The organism is Acidimicrobiia bacterium (assembly GCA_041393965.1).
Classification (GTDB): Bacteria; Actinomycetota; Acidimicrobiia; order Spongiisociales; family UBA5794; genus UBA5794.
Genome location: JAWKJB010000002.1, coordinates 449,328 through 467,136 on the forward strand (window position 1 = coordinate 449,328; position 17,809 = coordinate 467,136).

Consider the following 17,809-nt stretch of genomic DNA (forward strand, 5'->3'; position numbering starts at 1 on the left):
ATCGCCAAAGAAAGGCTTCATTCGCGGGGACTTGCATCCGAAAATACTCTGGTGACCGAGAGGAGTCTTGGCGTGAGCCACGCATTCGCAGGCACCCTGCTGCTACCGGGAGAGGAAGGCCCCGGGCTCAGCGCCGTGCTCGAAACCGTCGACGCCGATGTCAAACTCGTTGCCGGCGAGGATGAGCTCGGTTCATGGAGCCACGATGAGTGCTCCGTCACCGCGATCGGTGAAGGGTCGTTCAAGGTCGTCCTTGGAGGGGAGATGGTCCTCTTCACACCCGACACACCGATCCAATTCGCGAATGTGATGGTGGAACCCGAACCCGAACCGGCTCGTTCCGTTCCCCTCGCCGACCGCATCGGTGCCGAGACGAAGGGGCGCAAGAATCGGGTTACGACGCCGACGAAGGTTCAGCCGCTGAAATCGGTCGCAAAGCAGGAAGTCCTCGGGAGAGCCGTCACCTACATGGTGGTAGCGGTGTCGTGTGCCCTCATGATCGCCCTGCTGCTATTGAGCACGACGCTCTAGACCGCTCTAGGAGTCGTCTGCGGCGTCGAAGGCCAGTGCCGCCGAGTTGATGCAGTAGCGAAGCCCGCCGGGACCTGGGCCGTCGGGGAACACATGGCCGAGGTGTGCCCCGCAATTGGCGCAGGTGGACTCGGTGCGAACCATGCCGTGGGACCGATCCTCGGTCTCGCCAACGGCGTCATCATGCATTGGTGTCGTGAAGCTCGGCCAACCCGAGCCCGAGTCGAACTTCGTATCGGATGCAAACAGCGCTTCTCCACACACGACACATCGGTAGGTGCCTTCTGCCTTGTTGCCGAGGAGCTCTCCCGTGAACGGACGCTCGGTCGCGGCCTCCTGGGTCACGGCGAACTGCTGGGGTGTCAGCCGATTCCGCAGATCGGCCTCTGAGTACTGTGCTGCCATACCCGCAGCGTACCGCGCAAACCATGCCCGGATGTCGGATCACGGCCCTCCACCGCGTTGCGCAACGGCATCGGCCACGATCCCGATCGCTTCCGTGGCGCCGGACGCATCCACCTCCATCGAAAAGACGGCGCGAATCTCGGACGGACCGTTGACGAGCACAGCAAGACCATCGGTGAGGCACGCATCCACGACGGCTCCCGGATGGGCCACCGTGAAGTTCACGATGTTGGTCTGGACGGATGTGAGATCCACGGTGACGCCGTCGATCCCTGCGATCCCTTCGGCGAAGGTCCGTGCGTTGTCGTGATCCTCGATGAGGCGGTCCCGGTGGTTGGCGAGGGCATAGAGGGCTCCGGCGGCGATCACACCGGCCTGCCGGAAGCCGCCACCGAACATGTGCTTGAAACGGCGCGCCTGCGCAATGGCTTCCGCGGATCCGCACAGGGCGGATCCGACCGGGGCACCGAGGCCCTTGGAGAAGCACACGCTCACGGTGTCGAAGAGCGAGGCGTATTCGGCAATGTCGACCCCCGAGGCGATCGATGCGTTCCAGATACGGGCGCCGTCGAGATGGCAGACGAGGCCGAGATCGCGCGCAGCGGCGGTGACCGAGCGCAGCTGTTCGATGGGCCACACGGTGCCACCGGCGAGGTTGTGCGTGTTCTCGAGACACATCAAGGTGTGGGGGTCATACAGGTGGAAGGGCATCGACGGGTGAGGCACCGGTACGGCTTCCATCAGCTGCATGGCCGTGAACACGCCGAGCGACCCTTTGATCCGATTCAGCGTCACGCCCGAATGATGGGCCGCACCACCGAGCTCGTGGGTTCCGATGTGAGCGGAATGCTCGATGACCACCGAGTCTCCGGGTTCGGTGTGCAGCCGAACTGCGATCTGGTTGCTCATCGTCCCGGACGGGACATACATGGCGGCGTCCACCCCGAGGATCGTTGCCACATGCTCCTCGAGGGCATTGACAGTTGGGTCGTCGTGGTACACATCGTCGCCGACCGGGGCGTTTGCCATGACACTGCGCATCTGTGGAGTCGGCCTCGTGATGGTGTCGCTGCGGAGATCGATCATGGTGCCTCCCATGCCTTCGGAGCGGAATCCCGAAGGATACGCCTGCGAGACCCCACACAGGATGACGATCAGTCCGGTGTCAGGAACGCCTGCGCTTGGAGGAGCTGTGTCATGATCCCGTGCGATGCGGGAAGCTCGTCCCACGCCGAAGCCTGGATTTCGATGTCGGCAACCGATGCGGTCTTCATCTCCGTCGACGCGCCCGTGAGTCGCCGTACGAGCATCCCCCACACGGGCTGGTGTCCGACGAGCATCACACGCTCGGTTGTTGCGCCGTGACCCGCTGCGATCGTCAGGGCATCTTCAACCGAGCAACCGTAGAGCCCTCCGTCGAGAACAAGCCTGCTACTCCAGCCACCGGCGAGCCTCGCGATCTCCGCGGTCGAACGAGCTCGCGTTGCCGTTGACGACACGACGATATCCGGAACGATTCCGAGATCCCGGATCACGACTCCCATGCGTTGCGATGCCCGTATACCGCGTTCGTTCAGCGGTCTGGTGTGATCGTCGGGAGCACCGGCATCCCAATCCGACTTGCCGTGTCGCATCAACATCAGGTGGAGCATGTCCCGATCGTACACGAGCGGCACCGTGCCGACTCAGTTGGTCGAGTCCCGGTCGAGATGGTCGAGCACGAAATCGATGCATGCGGTGAGCGCCGAGATGTCATCAGGATCGATGTTGGGGAAGGTCGCGATGCGGAGCTGGTTGCGCCCGAGTTTGCGGTACGACTCGGTGTCGACGATCCCGTTCGCCCGAAGCGTCGACGCGACCAACGCGGCGTCGATCTCGTCGGCGAGGTCGACGGTGACGACGGTGGGCGAGCGAAGGCTCGGGTCCCGTACGAATGCACTGGCGCGTGGGTGTGCGTCAGCCCACGAATACAACCGTTGTGACGAGTCCCGAGATCGTTCCGCTGCCCATGCAAGGCCGCCAAGGTCGCCAAGCGCTGCGAGTTGTCGATCGAGGAGATGGAGGGTCACCAGTGCCGGTGTGTTGTAGGTCTGATCCTTGCGTGAGTTCTCCAACGCGGTGGCAAGGGACAAGAAGGGGGGGATCCAACGACCCGATGACGCGACGGTGTTGATGCGATCGATCGCGGCAGGGGAGACGATGGCAATCCAGAGCCCGCCCTCGGAGCCGAGGGCCTTTTGGGGGGAGCAGTAGTACACATCTGCGGAATCCACTTGGTACGCGATGGCGCCGGCCGCCGAAGTGCCGTCCACGACGACGAGTGCTTCCGTCAGGCGTCCGAACGGCGCGACGACGCCGGTACTCGTCTCGTTGTGGATGAAGGCCGCGACATCGACGCCTTCGACCGCAACGGGCTCGGGAGCCCAGCCCGGGGCAGCCTCGACGAGTTCGGGTTCGTCGAGGTGAGGTGCCGAAGCAACCGTCGCCGCGAACTTCTCCGAGAACTCACCGCAGACGAAGTGGGCTGATCGTCGCTCGATGAGGCCGAACACGGCGGCGTCCCAGAACGCGGTTGCTCCGCCGACACCGAGCATGACCTCATATCCGTCCGGGAGTCGGTACAGATCAGCCAACCCCTCGCGGATCCGGCCCACCATGGACTTGATCGGGTCGCGGCGGTGGCTTGTCCCCACGAACGGTGCTGCACTCGCCAGGGATGTGTCGTTGATCTTCGCAGGGCCCGAACCGAAGCGTCCGTCGGAGGGAAGCAGTGCATGCGGGATGGCGATGTGGGCGTTCACGGGCATGCCTATCGTTTCGGCGACCGATCGATCAGGAGCGTAGTGGCGGTGCCCACGAGTGAATCCATCTCAGCGAGAGCCAGAGCGGTGCAACCGTCGGCAACGATGGCGATCACCAACCGTGCAAACGAACTCAGGGCGAGCGGTGAACCGGTGATCGGGTTCGGCGCCGGTGAACCCGATTTTCCGACCCCGACCCCCATCGTCGAGGCCGCCATCGAAGCGGCGGCGGACCCAGCCTCGCATCGCTACTCGCCGGCGGCAGGTCAGCCGCGGCTCCGAGAGGCGATCGCGCACAAGACGCTGAGGGACTCCGGGCTCGAGGTGTCGTCGTCGCAGGTCGTCGTCTCCAACGGCGGCAAGCAGGCGGTGTATCTCACCTGTCAGGCACTCCTCGATCCCGGCGACGAGGTTCTGCTCCCGGCGCCGTATTGGGTCACCTACCCGGAGGCCATCAGCCTCGCAGGTGCGGTGCCGGTCGTGGTGCCAACCGACGAGTCGACCAACTTCATGGCATCGATCGACCAGCTCGACGCCGCGGTGACGGACCGTACGAAGATGCTGGTCTTTGTCAGCCCGTCGAACCCGACGGGCTCGGTCGCAACGGGCGATCAAGTGCGCGAGATCGGGGAATGGGCTGTGCGACGAGGTATCTGGGTCATGACCGACGAGATCTACGAGCATCTGGTGTACGGTGACGCCGTCTTCAGCTCGGTTCCGGTGGAAGCTCCTGCGGTCGCTGAACGCTGTGTGATCATCAACGGCGTTGCCAAGACCTACGCCATGACCGGTTGGCGGGTCGGTTGGCTGATCGCACCCAACGCGGTGGCGACTGCTGCGTCCCGGATGCAGTCACACATCTCGTCGAATGTCAACAATGTTGCCCAGGCGGCGGCTCTCGCTGCAGTGTCGGGCTCACTTGAGGCATCCGAGCAGATGCTGGCGGCCTTCGATCGGAGACGGATGACGATGGTGAAGATGCTCAGGAGCATCGACGGCGTCACCTGCCAGGAGCCCGGTGGCGCGTTCTACACCTTTCCCAATGTCTCGGGGCTCCTCGGAAGGCCGATCCACGGTCGGGTGGCGCAGACCTCGCTTGAGCTCGCCTCAATCGTGCTCGAGGAAGCCAAGGTCGCGTTCGTCCCCGGTGAAGCCTTCGGAGCGCCCGGGTACGCCCGCTTTTCCTTCGCCCTCGGTGACGGGGACCTGGTGGAGGGACTCGAACGGATCACCGAGCTCGTGTCACGGTAGGTGAAGGGCGCCAGCCGCAGCCGACTACTCGGACAAAGGTGCCGACAGGCGGTCATGGAGGTGCCTGATCCCATCGAGGTAGCCCTGGGTTCCGCGGCCGACGATCAGGGCATCGGCGTGGTCGGCGAGAACTGAGACGCTCCGCCAACCCTCTCGCTCGTAGATGTTCGAAATGTGGACTTCGACATACGGCAATCCGACACCGGTGAGCGCGTCGGCGATGGCTCGGCTGTAGTGCGTCAGAGCGCCGGCGTTGATGACGATGCCATCCACATCGTTTCTCGCCGCGTGGATGGCGTCGATCAGGACGCCTTCATGGTTCGATTGGATCGCCTCGATGGTGATCCCGAGTGTCGATGCGAGATCATGCCAAGCCGTCTCGAGATCATCCAAGGTGTCGTGGCCGTAGATCTCGGGTTCCCGCTCCCCGAGCAGGTTCAGGTTCGGGCCGTTGACGACGAGGAACTTCATGATGGGGAGTCTCGGGCGAAATCGCTGGTCCTGCAAACCGGACGGCGGGCCTTCGGATCGTGATCGCTCCGAAGATCGTGAGCGACACGGAGGAGATGATCGGGAACGGTGCCAGCGACGACCGTCCGGCCTCGGCACAGCTCGCCGACGAAGGCGTCGATGAAGTCACCGGTCGGGATCACCATGGCGTCGGACAACGAACCGGTAACGGAGGGATCGAAGGGCAGTCCCAGCGCGCCGTAGACCGGGAGGAGAACCTCGTTGATTCGCTGCGCGCCATCGACAACGATGACGCCTCCGACATGGGCGGCGGTGCGGGTGAGCCGTTGTCCGACACCCATCACCTTCCTTCCTGCGATGTGGACGCTCCATTTCCCCGGGCAGTACTCCCCGGGCGTTTCCCCAACCTCGCCGCGGATACCGAAAGATGCAAGCGCGGCGACGACGGCGCGGGTGAGCCGCGCAAACCCGTCGGCCATTGCCGATGCTGCGTCGTCGATCGGTCGGGTCCAACCGAATCGGATGGTGGCATCGTGGAAGGCTGCGGCTCTTCCACCGACGATCCTCACGGTCGACTGATATCTGAGACCCTCGGCACGGTCAACGGCGGCGTCGAACCCGGGAGTGCCCGCATCCTGCTTGCCGAACGCAAGGATCTGGCCCGTGGCCGAGACTTCGAGACTCTCGCCCATGGTGCCCTTTCCGACCGCGTCGAGGACCGCGCGAGAAACTGCCGTGTCGAGCGGACCATCCCCGGTCGACTGATGCCTGATCACCGTCACGATGCCATCGTCCATCAGGGCAGGGTAGGGGTGATGTCAGTTGCCGGGCTTGCGTGCCATCCTTGACCCCATGAGGCGCGTGGCGTTGGTTGTGATCTTGGGATTGTCCGTCGTCGGTTGCGGTGAAGCCGGACTGCTCGACGGTGCAGGGAAGATGACCCGTTCGTTCGTCCAGGGGGACACGACGACGACGGTCACGCTCGCTTCGGTCGATGTTGGCCAGCCGGGAGAGGCCGCGGTCGGTTCGGTCGATGTGTTGTGGTACAACGACCAGAAGGAACCCCAACACCACGGTTCCTCCGAGTCGGTGATCGCCGGCGTATGGAACACCAGGATCGGCAACAGCCGTTTCGTGCAGTCATCTCGATCGGAGATCGCTGACGCACTGCCGTCACTCCAGTTCCCGTCGCTCGTGCCCGAACAGGTGCGGTGGGTGACGAGTCAATTGGTGTACGACCAGGTGACCGGCACCCTCGATCCCGATACCTCAGCGGCGTTCGGCCTGTGGACGACCGACCCGTACCAGTCGGACACAGGACGCGTCGCCGTCCTCCGTGTCGGGAAGGTTCTCGACTCGGACGACCGCCCTGAACCGGTCGCGATCGTCGTTCCCGACGGGCTCAGCCTCGGATGGACAGCCGCCGGGATGCGATACGAGTTGTTCTGCCGCTCGGAGATCTCCGAGGAACTCTGCAAGGCAATCGCTGCGTCGTCGACGCGGCTGTCGGCACTCCTGGCGTCCGAGTGAGCATGAGGGCAGGCGCCGCGGCACGGTGTCCTATCGTTGCTGTCATGACGAGGGCGTCCCATGCATAGGGGGTGGGGGGCGTATCTTCGTCATGACGACGAGCAGCCCCAACCGAAGATCGATCGGGCGCTCGTCTCGCGGGTTCTGTCGTACGCTTCGGGGTACCGCCTTGAGCTGACGGTCGTTGTGGTCACAATCCTTGTGATCTCTGGCCTCTCCCTGCTACCGCCGCTGTTGATGCGGGGCCTGATCGACACAGCGATACCGAACGCTGACCTCGGACTCGTCACCTGGCTCGGACTCGGCATGGTTGCGGTCCCGTTGATCAACGGTGCGGTCGGCGTGGCACAGCGATGGGCTTCCGCCTCAATGGGAGAAGGCATCATCTTCGACCTGCGGCGCCAACTGTTCACCCACCTCCAGGGCATGTCGCTCGGGTTCTTCACGAACACTCGCACCGGTGAACTCATGTCGCGCCTGAACTCTGATGTCGTCGGAGCCCAACAAGCCGTCACCTCCACCTTTGTGACCCTTGCGTCGAATGTCGTGACCGTGGCGGCGACGCTGATCATCATGTTTGGTCTCGAATGGCGGCTCACGCTGCTTTCGCTGTTGATCCTTCCGCTGTTTCTCATTGCGTCGCGGCGAGTCGGATCCCGTCTTCGGGTGATCCGGCGCGAGCAGATGAAGTCGAATGCACAGATGAACACGGTCATGCAAGAGACGCTCTCGGTGTCGGGGGCCTTGCTCGTCAAGCTCTTCGGCCGCACGGATCATGAAGACGATCGTTTTTCACGATATGCGGGGGAGGTGCGGGATTTCGGGATTCGGCAAGCGACGATCGGACGGTGGTTCTTCATGGCCCTCGGGGTCGTCTCGGCGCTTGGCACCGCACTCGTGTTCTGGTTGGGGGCGTACCTCGTGATCAACGGGAATCTGACGGTCGGAACGATTGTGGCGCTCTCGGCCTATCTCGGTTCACTGTACGGGCCCCTGTCGGCGCTTTCGACGGCGAGAGTTGAATTCACGACTTCGCTTGTGTCGTTCGAGCGGGTCTTCGAGGTGCTCGGTATGCCCGTCGACATCGCAGAGCCGGTCGAAGCCGTTCGACTCCCAACCGTTCAAGGGGAGGTTGTCTTCGACCATGTCTGGTTCTCATACGACGCGACGAGCGAGTCAGGGCTCGAGTCGGTTCGTCGGTTCGGCTGGCTCGACACCGGCGAGGTCGATGAGGTGCAACGACGCTCACCGGCGGGATGGGTGCTCAAGGATGTGTCGTTTGTGGCGAAGCCGGGAGAGATGATTGCCCTCGTCGGCCCTTCGGGGGCAGGAAAGACGACTTTGACCTATTTGGTGCCGCGTCTGTACGACGCGTCGCAGGGGGAAGTGAGAATCGACGGGGTCGATGTGCGGAACCTGTCGTTCGAGACGATCGCGAAGGCTGTCGGGGTGGTCACGCAGGAGACCTACTTGTTCCACGACACGGTTGAAGCGAATCTGCGGTACGCGCGGCCCGATGCAACGATGCAGGAGCTCCGGGACGCCGCTGCGGCGGCCAACATCCTCGAGTTCATCGACTCCCTCGAAGACGGCATGCAGACCCGCGTCGGCGAACGCGGGTACCGGCTCTCGGGTGGCGAGAAGCAGCGGGTCGCGATCGCGAGGGTCATTCTCAAGAACCCGGCGATCCTGATCCTTGATGAGGCGACCTCACATCTCGATGCCCGGTCGGAGGCGCTCGTGCAAGAAGCACTCGAGGGCATCATGGCGCACCGAACATCGCTTGTCATCGCGCATCGGCTCTCGACCGTCGTGTCTGCTGACCGCATCTTCGTGATCGATGGAGGCCGCATCGTCGAGTCCGGACCACACGACGAGCTTCTTGCAGGCGGCGGCTTGTACACACGCTTGTTCCGGACCCAGTTCCGCGAAGCGGCCGCAAAGCCATGAGATCCATCGTGATCGGTCTCGTTGTGGCGCCGATGCTCGTGTCCTGTTCGGGCGCGGAACGACTCACGGTCGAGACCTACGCACGGGAGGCGGCCACGCTCGCAGACACCTATGTCACCGAAACCCAGGGGCTTTCGCTCCGCTACCAGACGACCGTACAAGAAGGCGTTCGAGATCTCGTCGAGGACCAAGAGCAACCGGACCTCGACCGCGCAACGGAATTGGTCGCGTCACAGACCGCTGCATATCTCGCGCTCGTCGACGATGCGGTCGGTCGGTATGTGGCCGCAATGGGCTCGCTCGAACCACCGAGCGCCCTTGAGGAAACCCACCACGCGTATGTTGACACCATTGCCTCGGTCCGAGCTCATCTGCCTGCTCTCCGAGACGCAATCTCGGATGCGGCGACCCTCCAGGACATCGAACGGTCGCTGGCTGGATCGGCATATGCCGACGGTCAGGCGTCATGGACCGCCGCATGTCAGCAGCTCGAACAGCGCATCAGAGATCTCGGCCGTGGAGCCGACCTCAAGTGTGTCAAGACCGAGCGCACACCGTGACGCCAGGCCGACATCGCGTCTGGGACGGGGCAGCGTTCGTCGAGGTCGCCGTTCCGGTCAGTGGTCCCGACGGTGTTGTCGTTCCCGTCATACGGGTCGTTGTGACTGACCGCTCCGGTGGATCCGTCGTGTTGCAGCGGCGTGACGGCGCGGGCGAATCCGTGCGTGGTCTCCTTGAGATCCCGGGCGGACGGTGGCGGGCGGGGGAGTCCCCGACGGAGACCGCCATCCGGGAGGTCCGGGAGGAGACAGGTCTGGATCTCGTATCGGTTGATGGCGTCACCGTCGAAGAGCTCGATGCGCACCGAGTCATGGCAACCATTCGTCCGCTTGCGGTGGTCGCCGGCGCCGCGGCGGCGTTTCCCGCGGCCCATCTGGTGCTCACGGGCATCGGGGAAGGCTCGATCCGGCCAGAGGCGGGGGCAACAACCGATGTGCGATGGTGGCCCCTTCCCGATCTGCGGTGTGCCGTCTCCGAGCATCGGGAGTGGTTCGTCCCGTCGTCACACGCCGCGCTCGTCGCCTATCTCGACAGGCTCGACTCGACCGCCTGATCGAAACCCTCAACCGATTCGGGATCATCCGGTTCGGCGCGAGCTTCCGGAAGCACAAGGACCGCCCTACCGGATTCGAGCATCACTCGACTCGATACCGATTCCCACGCATCCCGATTGAAGATCTGCTTGGTTGCCCCGAGAATGACGACATCGACATCGAGTTCCGACGCGGCCTTTGAGATCTCCGTCGCGGCGTCCCGTCCTTCCAAGGTGAGCAACGAACACGGGATGTGCGCCCGCTCGAGGGCGAGACGGATCGGCTCGGTGAGGCGATGCGCCCGCTCGCTGAGGTACTTGGCGACGAGCGTGTCCTCGCTGGTCGGGACTCCCGCGTCTCGCAGCGGGTGCCAATCATCGCGGTTGATCTCTTCGAGAAACGATCTCGGCACCTCGACGACCGTCGCGATCGTGACGGCTCCGTTGTTTCCCATCAGATGGCGCACGAATCCGACGACCGGTTCGGGGTTCAACGCGCCGGCAGTAGCGACGAGAACATGCATGACACCAGCATAGGTCCGAAATCCAGTTGGCGCCGGAGTGTCAGCCCTCGCGGGCGTCGGGTCGTGTCGACCGGAGCCGTTCCAGCTGCGCCTTGATGGACGCCACCTCATCGGCATGGTCGTCGGTGATCGCCCTGTTGATCCCGTAGCGATACGCGCCGGGATCCTGGATTCGTGGCGCGTGGTGCCGCTCGCTCCAGCCCGGCTCGATCTGCATCCGCTCGATCTCATCGAGCCTGTCCTCGAGCGCCTCGATCTGGCGTTGCACCGCATCAGGGTGACGAGACGCATCCGCGAGGTGTCTCGCACGAATACGGAGCTGTTCGCGTTCGTGAATGAGGTCGGCGCGCCTTGGATTGTCATCGTCCATGCCAGCGATGTCGCGGCTCAGCACTCGGATCTCATTGACCAGGTTGTCGACGAGTTCGGACACGGGCAGCTCCGGTGATGCAGCCGACACAGTACCCGGAGTCCGCTGATCACGGGCACCAACTGCGGGACTCGCTGCCGGCTCACGACAGAAATGGACCGGGATGTCACCGCAGTGTCGATCCTCGGTGGCTCACATCGGCCAAGGTTCAACCGATGCTTGAGGGTCGAAGATTCGTCGAGTTGGCGGGCATTTTTGCTGCTCCCTCAACGACCGGTCGAGGGTTCGGCTGGGAGTAAAATCGACTTACGCACATTCCTGTGTGTAAGAGGGCCGGTGCCGTCTCGACAGCATGTCTGATGGCGCGGCATCGGGCGTCTCATTCGGATGCAGCGGCGACGATCGCGCCCGCGCGGTCGACATCGACGCGATTCGTGGTCACGCCGTCCTCCTTGGTGGCGGTGCCGACGATGGCGCCGTCAGCGATGGCCAGCAGTTCGGCGATCGTGGAGGCCGTGGCGCCCGATCCGACATAGACCGGAAGGTTGCTCGCCTCACACACCGCCCGCAACTCCACGATGTTGGTTGCCGCGCCGGTCCCGGAGCCGGTCACGATGACGGCATCTGCGCCAGCGCGTTCGGTGAGGTCGCGGGTGGCGTCGACGAGATGGAGACCCGGTGGCGGCGTTGCGTGCTTGACGAAGACATCTGCCATGATCGACACATCCGGACAGAGGTGTGCGCGGAGTCGTGAGACCTCAGCTGCCCGTCCGACGATCGGGCCCTGGTCGGTGAACATCGTTCCGGAAAGAACATTGACTCGGATGTAGGACGCCGATGTCGCCGCGGCCACCGAGAGTGCACCGACGGCGTCGTTGCGAAGGACATTGACTCCGGTCGGGAGCTGGCACGCCTCCGCGACCTCCCCTACCGCAGCAGTCATCGCTGCGATGGTCACCTTTGGGACATCGTCGGCGTCGAATGGGGCATCCCCGAAGTTCTCGACCATCACACCGTCGAACCCGGCATCGGCGAGGAGCCGGGCGTCTGCTGCTGCCCCGTCGAGGACCGAACTGAAGTCACCTCGAAACCGTGGACTGCCGGGAAGGGGCCCGAGATGGACCACGCCGATGAGGCGGGGAAGCACGATCAGTACGCGCGGGCGATGCGGAGTGCCAACTCGGCGTAGTCACCAACAGCCTTGAGCCCGGTGTCCTCGGGATCCTGGCGTTGTACGACCACCCGACACCAATCCCCGGCCATTCCCTTGATGACCTGGTCGGTGTCCTCCGGACCAAAACGCCACGCAGCGTACAGCGGCCCCATGACCTCGACCCGGATGCCGGACGAGGGGAACTCCTCGCCAGCCTCGGCGAATGCGAATGGAAGACTCCGCTGGCCGAGCGATGCGATGTGGCGCAAACGGGAAGTATCCGCGAGGGGATCGGGGTCCTCGTCCTCTCCGGGCGGCTCCTCGAGCGGCTCCATCCGTCCAAGGATCGCCGCCTTGACATCGAGGCCATGTGCCCAGGTCTCCATGAGGCGTGCCGCCGCAAACGATCGTGCACTCATCTCACCGTGGAGCCACGCAATGCGATCGCTTGCCTGCATCCGCGAAAGAGCTTCGACCACATCGGCTCGACCGAAGCGCCACCATTCGATGATCTCCTGATGGCGGCGGCCTCGTCCTTTTTCGACACCCCGCTCGGTCCACTCGTCGATATCGGTGACCTTCTCCGCCTTGATCCTGGCGGCACCCTGCTCGATGACCTCCGCGGCGAAGTCTTCGGTGAATGCGAGGTGACTGACGGTGTCCTGGACGGTCCAGCCCTCAGCTGGCGTCTCGATTGCCCATTGGTGGACACGCAGTGTCTGGAGGAACTGGTCCAGATGCTGCTGCTCGGCGACGAGGTCTGACAGGATTTCTCGCATCGGCAGATTCTACCGTACGCAGGCTTGTTGGCGGACTCATGACGCTGGCGGAGCGGACTGGTTGAGCCGGTCGATCAGCGTACGAAGGCGGCCGTAGCTGCGCCGATCGAAAGCGAACGACAGCCTCGGGAGGTCGACCACATCGTCAGTCTCGATCTCTGCCTTGCTCGCCGTCACCCGCTCGATGCCGCCGACATCGATGATGTCCGCGTATTCATCCGACAGTTCCCTGACGGTATCATCCGGCACATCGGTGGTGAGTCGCAGGACCAGCTTCCCGTTCACAAATCGTTGGGAGTGGTAGACCCGGAAGAACCCGAGGATCTCGTCGGCTGCCTCCCTCACGCTGTTGGTGACCTTGTAGAGGCTTGCATCGTGGCGAGAGATCATCCCCTGTCGAAGGAGCACATCACACAGGTCGAGCCACGCATCCCAGTATCCCGTTCCTTCGGCATCGATCATCACGATCGGGTGCATGTCGGACTTGCCAGTCTGGACAAGGGTCAGAAGCTCGAAAACCTCGTCCATCGTTCCGAAACCGCCCGGGAACAGGGCGAAGGCGTCGGATTCCTTGACGAATTGCACCTTGCGGGTGAAGAAGTACTTGAAGTTGATCACATTGCCCGGCGACAGATACTCGTTGGCGCCCGACTCGAACGGAAGCCGGATGTTCACTCCGAAACTCGACGCGGTGCCAGCCCCCTTGTTTGCGGCTTCCATGATGCCTGGGCCTGCACCGGTGATGACCATCCAACCGTGGGCCTCGGCCATGGTGCGCCCGAATTCCTCGGCGAGCAGGTAATTGGGCTCCGACGGCTGTGTTCGTGCCGAGCCGTAGACGGCGACCTTCCGGAGGTCGTGATGGGGCGCGAAGACGAGGGAGGAGTACCTGAGTTCCTTGAGCGCCGTGTTCATCATCTTGACATCACCGCGGTCGGTGTTGTCCTTGATCAGCTTGAGCGCCGTGTCGATGATCTCGTGGATAAGGTTCTCGTCGCGATGCGCGCCGGGGTTCGCTGGCATGACGCGGTTGATGAGGGCATCGATCTGCGCGTCGAGGGAGGGTTCGGGGGAGAGTTCGGGGGGGAGTTCGGGCATGGCCCCAAGGTATCAGGCGGGTCGCCGTTTCCGAACACTTGTGGTCATGGCCCGGCAGTAGGCTTCGTCCATGCCCTCATTCGATGTTGTTTCGACGGTCGACCTCCAAGAGGTGCGCAATGCCGTCGACCAGTCCTCCCGCGAGATCGTCAACCGGTACGACTTCAAGGGAACGGCCTCGACGGTGCGCCTTGTCGACGACGGGATCGTGATCGAGTCGGATTCGGAAGGTCGCCTTGCCGCTGCCGTCGATGTTCTCAAAGGGAAGCTGGTCAAGCGTGGGGTCAGCCTCAAGTCCATCTCAGGAGGCGAACCGACGCAGATCGGCGGTGGTCGATACCAGGCAACCTTCCACCTCAACCAGGGGATCGCCAAGGACGCGGCGAAGGAGCTGACGAAGCTCATCAAGGATGCGAAACTGAAGGTTCAGGTCGCCATTCAAGGGGACCAGCTGAGGGTCTCCGGCAAGAAGCGGGACGACCTCCAGACCGTGATTGCCTTGCTCAAGGATCTCGACTTCCGGCTCCCGCTCCAGTACCTCAACTTCCGCGACTGACGAAAGCGGTTCGCCCCTTCCTCAGGTCCGGATCGTGCCGGAACCCGCTCCTCATCCGCTGAACGGATCTCCGGATGGGCCCTTCCTGACGATCGCGGACCAGATGGTCTCGTAGTGGTCCCGGTCGTATGGTTCGATGTGGGGAAGCACGAACTCCTGCCACGACCAGCGCATCGGATCGTCCTTGTCAGCGTACATCCGTAGCCCTGCCGGGTAGCGATCGAGCACCGTCCTGAGCGACATCGGTGTTTCGACGCGTGTCCGTGCGTCGCCAGCAACGAACGAAGTGTTGATCTCGACCGCGAGCTTCGTCAGAAGGCCCCGCACGGTCGGGTCCATGTCGGGATGCCTGCGCTCAAGCATGGTTGCGAGGTCATCCTCGCCCGGAAACACCTTCTCCCAGATGATCCACCGGTCGGCGAAAGCCTTGTTCAGTGTCTGGGTGCCTGCGTAGTCGCGCAGATCCGTTGGGTTGAGCGTTCCGAAAATGCGAACATCGTCCCGCAGCCGAACGATTTCTCCTGTGGGGAGTTCGAGCGCGCGGTGGCGGTCGAGCAGTCCGTGGAGTGCAAAAAGCGTCTCTGCCCCCGCCGCATTCAGCTCCGAGAGGTTTATCATCGCAGGGCCACGAAGGGCGCGGGTGATGTCGCCGTCCTCCCATCGGCTCTCGGTGCCCCCCTTGCCATCCCCGTGGAGCTTGACGGATCCGATCAGGGTGATGTCGCGAACCTCGCCGGTGAGAGGGATTCGGTAGTAGGGAGTCTTGAGCCTTGCGGCGAACTGCTCAAGATCGTGGTCCTTGCCCGTCCCCATGTGTCCGCGCAGGGCAAGATGCAGTGGGCTGTCGGTGAAATGCGAGCGCCGGATCGCTTCGAGGCGGGCGAGCTTGTACTGCATGCCGAGATCGACATAGAACTCGTCCACGGTCGGGATGTGTTCGCGTCGAAGGGCGTGATCCGGAAGGTCCTTGCTGATCGTTGTGACCGGCAGGGTGACATCGGGACCTTCACCCATCGGGTCGACGAAGGTGACACTTTCAGGCATTGGTTGCTCCTGTCATCTGTTCCTTGAGAACGCGTTCTCCCTCATGGCCCCACCACGCGTCGACTCCCGACGCGGCGATCGACCGGTACAGCGCCGAGCGGACGCCTTCGACCACCGCCGCGGCGAGGTGGCGTGGCTGTTCGACGACCTGTGCCCGAGAATACGCAGCGCGCACCGTGTCGTCGCCGATGCCGATTCCGAGGACGGTTGCGCCGCCATACTCGACTTCGGCGACGGTCTCGGCGAGGGCCTGGGCGGACCCGCGGGTCATGCCGTCGGCGAGTACGACGAGAATGCGATGTGCTGCATGCTGGGCGACAAGTCGTTCCGCGGCGTGGGACACATTGAACTCGTCGACATTGGCTGCCTTGTCGAACATCGACACGGGCGGTGCGCTTGCAGGATCCTTGCGGGCGTCGCGAGCGGCATCCTGGGGCGATGCAGCCGTGTAGAACAGCCCGGCGAGAATGTCTTCACGGGACCTCCAGCGCTGTCGAAAGGACTTGACGAGATAGTGGTTCACCGTCCGCGTGAGCCGCTCCGCATTGCCTCCCTGTGCCTGCCGCAATCCGGCGGTCGCCCGCGTACGGGTATCCCGGTACGAGAGCTCCGAGTCGTCGGGCCCGGCGGCGAACGACCGATTGAAGATCGCGACCTCGAAATCGATCTGGAGTTCGTCGGCGAGTCTCGCAAGGGTCCACGCCCCAAGGAGCGCAGCCGCCATCGCCCACGGAGTCTTCCGGCCTCCGGCGTCGCGCGGTTGGAGCATCGATGCGGAGCCATCCACGAGCAGGCTCACCGCGTACGATCGCCTTGAAGGGAGATCCCGCCGCTCGAACATCCGCTCGTACAACCCGGCACCGAGCAACAACGGCGTATATGGGGACAGGTCGCCCGCATCGAATCCCGATCGGAGCCCGCGCCGCTGGTTGGCGAGAAACAACGGATATAGCTCACCGGAGACACGGTGCTGCGCGACCCCCCAGTCGTCTCCGGCCCGCTCGAGCATCGTGCGGCCCTGGGGGGCGAAGGTGGTGAAGAGCGTCGGCAGATCGGTGACCAGCAGTTTGCCCCCTTGGCCGGTTGGGAGAAAGACCGTTGGTGCCGTTGAAACCCGCATCAGCTGGTCAGTCGCCGGATCTCCTGCCTGGTCGGCATCGCCTTTGGCTCCCGCGTGGGCACTCACCGATTGGGCGGCCTGCCGTGTCTGATCGTACGACTCGCGATCGGCGAGTGGCGGTGTCACCATCCGGACGGCGTCGACGGTGTCGGCGATAGCGGCACCATCGGCTTGTTCCTGTGCCTTGTGCTGTGCGGTCGTCGCAGCGCCTTCCTGTACGAGGTTGTGCATTCGCGCAACCGAGAGCAGCTGGAGCGCGATCGTCCCAACAGACCACACATCGTCGACATTGAGCACCGGGTCGAGAAAGGCCACGGCGTCATCGATCGCGACCGCAACATGCGGATCGAGGCGCCGCTGGATCCGGTCCCGTTCCTCGTGGCCCCCGACGATCATGAAACACGCGAGGGCGAACTGCCCGAGCGGGCGGGCCTTGCCCATCGCGTGCCCGACGGATGTCCCGTACAGGTCCTTGAGGACCGACCCCGCGCCGGGATACGCCTCGAAATGGATGCGTTCCTGGCGAGCATCCTCGATGGCGAAGAAAAGCGCCTCTGCGGCAGGGCCACCGATTGTGTGGAGTCCTTCGAGCACCGTCATGGACGCCGCATCTGGTTCGTCGTCCTCGGCGATGTCGCTGTCGTCGATGTCGGGTCGAATGACATCGTCCTCCATCTCCCCGAGCTGAAACAGTCCGACAGGAACCATCGGTCCCTCATCTTCGTCAACCGTGTCGCTCGTCCGCGCAAAAGGAAGCCACTCCTTCGGAATGGGGCGCTGCTCGTCGAGATCGGTGGCAATGAGATGGATCACCTCGTGGAGTGCCGAGGTCAACGCAACCTCGGCGGGCGTCACAGGAGCCGAGCGTGCGTACGCCGTCTGGAACGCGCGGGGATCGATGATGATCGTGTCCATCGTCGAAGCGGCCTGCGTGCCGAGCCGAACCTGGAGGTCCTCGCTACCTGCGAGCGAGCGTGCGAACCGTGTCACCGCCGGTGCGACCCGCTGATACCGTGCCACGACAGCCTCGATCGCCCGCTCCTCTGGCGGGAGAATCTCGTGGAGGACCGATTCGTCTCGTTCGCGCATCAACCTCCAAGTGTACGATGCCCCTGTCCCGACGAGGAAGCCGT

Annotated in this window: 20 protein-coding genes; 7 read left to right on the forward strand and 13 right to left on the reverse strand. The window is 63.7% G+C overall.

From position 1 onward, the window contains the following. Positions 1-72: 72 nt before the first annotated feature. On the forward strand, positions 73-531 hold the full coding sequence (locus R2823_06970) for a hypothetical protein (protein ID MEZ5175932.1): 459 nt from the start codon (positions 73-75) through the stop codon (positions 529-531). A gap of 6 nt (positions 532-537) precedes the next feature. On the opposite strand, the gene msrB is transcribed toward R2823_06970, so the two are convergent. From msrB to serC, 4 genes are all read right to left on the reverse strand, one after another. Next, positions 538-936, reverse strand: coding sequence for a peptide-methionine (R)-S-oxide reductase MsrB (gene msrB, locus R2823_06975; protein ID MEZ5175933.1), 399 nt, complete (start codon positions 934-936; stop codon positions 538-540). A 39-nt stretch (positions 937-975) separates the two neighbouring features. Beyond that, entirely contained in the window at positions 976-2,022 is a 1,047-nt protein-coding gene (locus tag R2823_06980; GenBank protein MEZ5175934.1) for a threonine aldolase family protein, read from the reverse strand. A gap of 68 nt (positions 2,023-2,090) precedes the next feature. Then, a complete protein-coding gene (locus tag R2823_06985; GenBank protein ID MEZ5175935.1) occupies positions 2,091-2,588 on the reverse strand; it encodes a histidine phosphatase family protein in 498 nt (165 codons plus the stop codon). Between the two features lie 33 nt (positions 2,589-2,621). Continuing rightward, on the reverse strand, positions 2,622-3,743 hold the full coding sequence (gene serC, locus R2823_06990; protein ID MEZ5175936.1) for a phosphoserine transaminase: 1,122 nt from the start codon (positions 3,741-3,743) through the stop codon (positions 2,622-2,624). Between the two features lie 99 nt (positions 3,744-3,842). Between serC and R2823_06995 the strand changes: the two genes are divergently transcribed. Continuing rightward, the gene (locus R2823_06995; protein ID MEZ5175937.1) at positions 3,843-4,988 is read left to right on the forward strand and encodes a pyridoxal phosphate-dependent aminotransferase; all 1,146 of its coding nucleotides are present in this window, start codon (positions 3,843-3,845) and stop codon (positions 4,986-4,988) included. A 24-nt stretch (positions 4,989-5,012) separates the two neighbouring features. Here the strand turns inward: R2823_06995 and R2823_07000 are convergent, their stop codons facing one another. Further along, the gene (locus R2823_07000) at positions 5,013-5,459 is read right to left on the reverse strand and encodes a type II 3-dehydroquinate dehydratase (protein MEZ5175938.1); all 447 of its coding nucleotides are present in this window, start codon (positions 5,457-5,459) and stop codon (positions 5,013-5,015) included. After that, entirely contained in the window at positions 5,456-6,256 is an 801-nt protein-coding gene (locus R2823_07005) for a lipoate--protein ligase family protein (GenBank protein MEZ5175939.1), read from the reverse strand. The genes R2823_07000 and R2823_07005 overlap by 4 nt, the downstream gene beginning before the upstream one ends. Before the next feature lie 55 nt (positions 6,257-6,311). On the opposite strand from R2823_07005, the gene R2823_07010 reads away from it, so the two are divergent. The 4 genes from R2823_07010 to R2823_07025 are packed head-to-tail and all read left to right on the forward strand — an operon-like array spanning position 6,312 to position 10,053. After that, positions 6,312-6,989, forward strand: coding sequence for a hypothetical protein (locus R2823_07010; protein ID MEZ5175940.1), 678 nt, complete (start codon positions 6,312-6,314; stop codon positions 6,987-6,989). Between the two features lie 60 nt (positions 6,990-7,049). Further along, on the forward strand, positions 7,050-8,939 hold the full coding sequence (locus R2823_07015; GenBank protein ID MEZ5175941.1) for an ABC transporter ATP-binding protein: 1,890 nt from the start codon (positions 7,050-7,052) through the stop codon (positions 8,937-8,939). Further along, a complete protein-coding gene (locus R2823_07020; protein ID MEZ5175942.1) occupies positions 8,936-9,499 on the forward strand; it encodes a hypothetical protein in 564 nt (187 codons plus the stop codon). Before R2823_07015 ends, R2823_07020 begins: the two co-directional genes overlap by 4 nt. Further along, on the forward strand, positions 9,496-10,053 hold the full coding sequence (locus tag R2823_07025; protein ID MEZ5175943.1) for an NUDIX hydrolase: 558 nt from the start codon (positions 9,496-9,498) through the stop codon (positions 10,051-10,053). The genes R2823_07020 and R2823_07025 overlap by 4 nt, the downstream gene beginning before the upstream one ends. On the opposite strand, the gene R2823_07030 is transcribed toward R2823_07025, so the two are convergent. From R2823_07030 to R2823_07050, 5 genes are all read right to left on the reverse strand, one after another. Continuing rightward, on the reverse strand, positions 10,023-10,556 hold the full coding sequence (locus tag R2823_07030) for a universal stress protein (GenBank protein ID MEZ5175944.1): 534 nt from the start codon (positions 10,554-10,556) through the stop codon (positions 10,023-10,025). The genes R2823_07025 and R2823_07030 overlap by 31 nt on opposite strands. Before the next feature lie 40 nt (positions 10,557-10,596). Then, entirely contained in the window at positions 10,597-10,989 is a 393-nt protein-coding gene (locus tag R2823_07035; GenBank protein MEZ5175945.1) for a hypothetical protein, read from the reverse strand. A 316-nt stretch (positions 10,990-11,305) separates the two neighbouring features. Further along, positions 11,306-12,073: a BtpA/SgcQ family protein gene (locus R2823_07040; protein ID MEZ5175946.1), complete on the reverse strand. Its 768-nt coding sequence runs from the start codon at positions 12,071-12,073 to the stop codon at positions 11,306-11,308. 2 nt (positions 12,074-12,075) lie between these two features. After that, the gene (locus tag R2823_07045) at positions 12,076-12,858 is read right to left on the reverse strand and encodes a maleylpyruvate isomerase family mycothiol-dependent enzyme (protein ID MEZ5175947.1); all 783 of its coding nucleotides are present in this window, start codon (positions 12,856-12,858) and stop codon (positions 12,076-12,078) included. Positions 12,859-12,894: 36 nt separating this feature from the next. Further along, positions 12,895-13,956 carry a TIGR00730 family Rossman fold protein gene (locus R2823_07050; GenBank protein ID MEZ5175948.1) on the reverse strand — a complete coding sequence of 354 codons (1,062 nt, stop codon included), beginning with the start codon at positions 13,954-13,956 and terminating at the stop codon, positions 12,895-12,897. A 70-nt stretch (positions 13,957-14,026) separates the two neighbouring features. Here R2823_07050 and R2823_07055 point away from each other — a divergent pair, with 70 nt between their 5' ends. Continuing rightward, the gene (locus R2823_07055) at positions 14,027-14,512 is read left to right on the forward strand and encodes a YajQ family cyclic di-GMP-binding protein (GenBank protein MEZ5175949.1); all 486 of its coding nucleotides are present in this window, start codon (positions 14,027-14,029) and stop codon (positions 14,510-14,512) included. Positions 14,513-14,563: 51 nt separating this feature from the next. On the opposite strand, the gene R2823_07060 is transcribed toward R2823_07055, so the two are convergent. After that, positions 14,564-15,556, reverse strand: a complete 993-nt coding sequence (locus tag R2823_07060; protein MEZ5175950.1) for an AAA family ATPase — start codon at positions 15,554-15,556, stop codon at positions 14,564-14,566. Continuing rightward, positions 15,549-17,765: a hypothetical protein gene (locus tag R2823_07065; GenBank protein ID MEZ5175951.1), complete on the reverse strand. Its 2,217-nt coding sequence runs from the start codon at positions 17,763-17,765 to the stop codon at positions 15,549-15,551. Before R2823_07065 ends, R2823_07060 begins: the two co-directional genes overlap by 8 nt. Positions 17,766-17,809 lie beyond the last annotated feature (44 nt).

Coding starts and splice junctions, on each gene's coding strand:
- msrB (MEZ5175933.1), bottom strand. CDS start 936: ATGGCAGCACAGTACTCAGAGGCCGATCTGCGGAATCGGCTGACACCC.
- R2823_06980 (MEZ5175934.1), bottom strand. CDS start 2,022: ATGATCGATCTCCGCAGCGACACCATCACGAGGCCGACTCCACAGATG.
- R2823_06985 (MEZ5175935.1), bottom strand. CDS start 2,588: ATGCTCCACCTGATGTTGATGCGACACGGCAAGTCGGATTGGGATGCC.
- serC (MEZ5175936.1), bottom strand. CDS start 3,743: ATGCCCGTGAACGCCCACATCGCCATCCCGCATGCACTGCTTCCCTCC.
- R2823_06995 (MEZ5175937.1), top strand. CDS start 3,843: ATGGCGATCACCAACCGTGCAAACGAACTCAGGGCGAGCGGTGAACCG.
- R2823_07000 (MEZ5175938.1), bottom strand. CDS start 5,459: ATGAAGTTCCTCGTCGTCAACGGCCCGAACCTGAACCTGCTCGGGGAG.
- R2823_07005 (MEZ5175939.1), bottom strand. CDS start 6,256: ATGGACGATGGCATCGTGACGGTGATCAGGCATCAGTCGACCGGGGAT.
- R2823_07010 (MEZ5175940.1), top strand. CDS start 6,312: ATGAGGCGCGTGGCGTTGGTTGTGATCTTGGGATTGTCCGTCGTCGGT.
- R2823_07015 (MEZ5175941.1), top strand. CDS start 7,050: ATGCATAGGGGGTGGGGGGCGTATCTTCGTCATGACGACGAGCAGCCC.
- R2823_07020 (MEZ5175942.1), top strand. CDS start 8,936: ATGAGATCCATCGTGATCGGTCTCGTTGTGGCGCCGATGCTCGTGTCC.
- R2823_07030 (MEZ5175944.1), bottom strand. CDS start 10,556: ATGCATGTTCTCGTCGCTACTGCCGGCGCGTTGAACCCCGAACCGGTC.
- R2823_07045 (MEZ5175947.1), bottom strand. CDS start 12,858: ATGCGAGAAATCCTGTCAGACCTCGTCGCCGAGCAGCAGCATCTGGAC.
- R2823_07050 (MEZ5175948.1), bottom strand. CDS start 13,956: ATGCCCGAACTCCCCCCCGAACTCTCCCCCGAACCCTCCCTCGACGCG.
- R2823_07055 (MEZ5175949.1), top strand. CDS start 14,027: ATGCCCTCATTCGATGTTGTTTCGACGGTCGACCTCCAAGAGGTGCGC.
- R2823_07060 (MEZ5175950.1), bottom strand. CDS start 15,556: ATGCCTGAAAGTGTCACCTTCGTCGACCCGATGGGTGAAGGTCCCGAT.
- R2823_07065 (MEZ5175951.1), bottom strand. CDS start 17,765: ATGCGCGAACGAGACGAATCGGTCCTCCACGAGATTCTCCCGCCAGAG.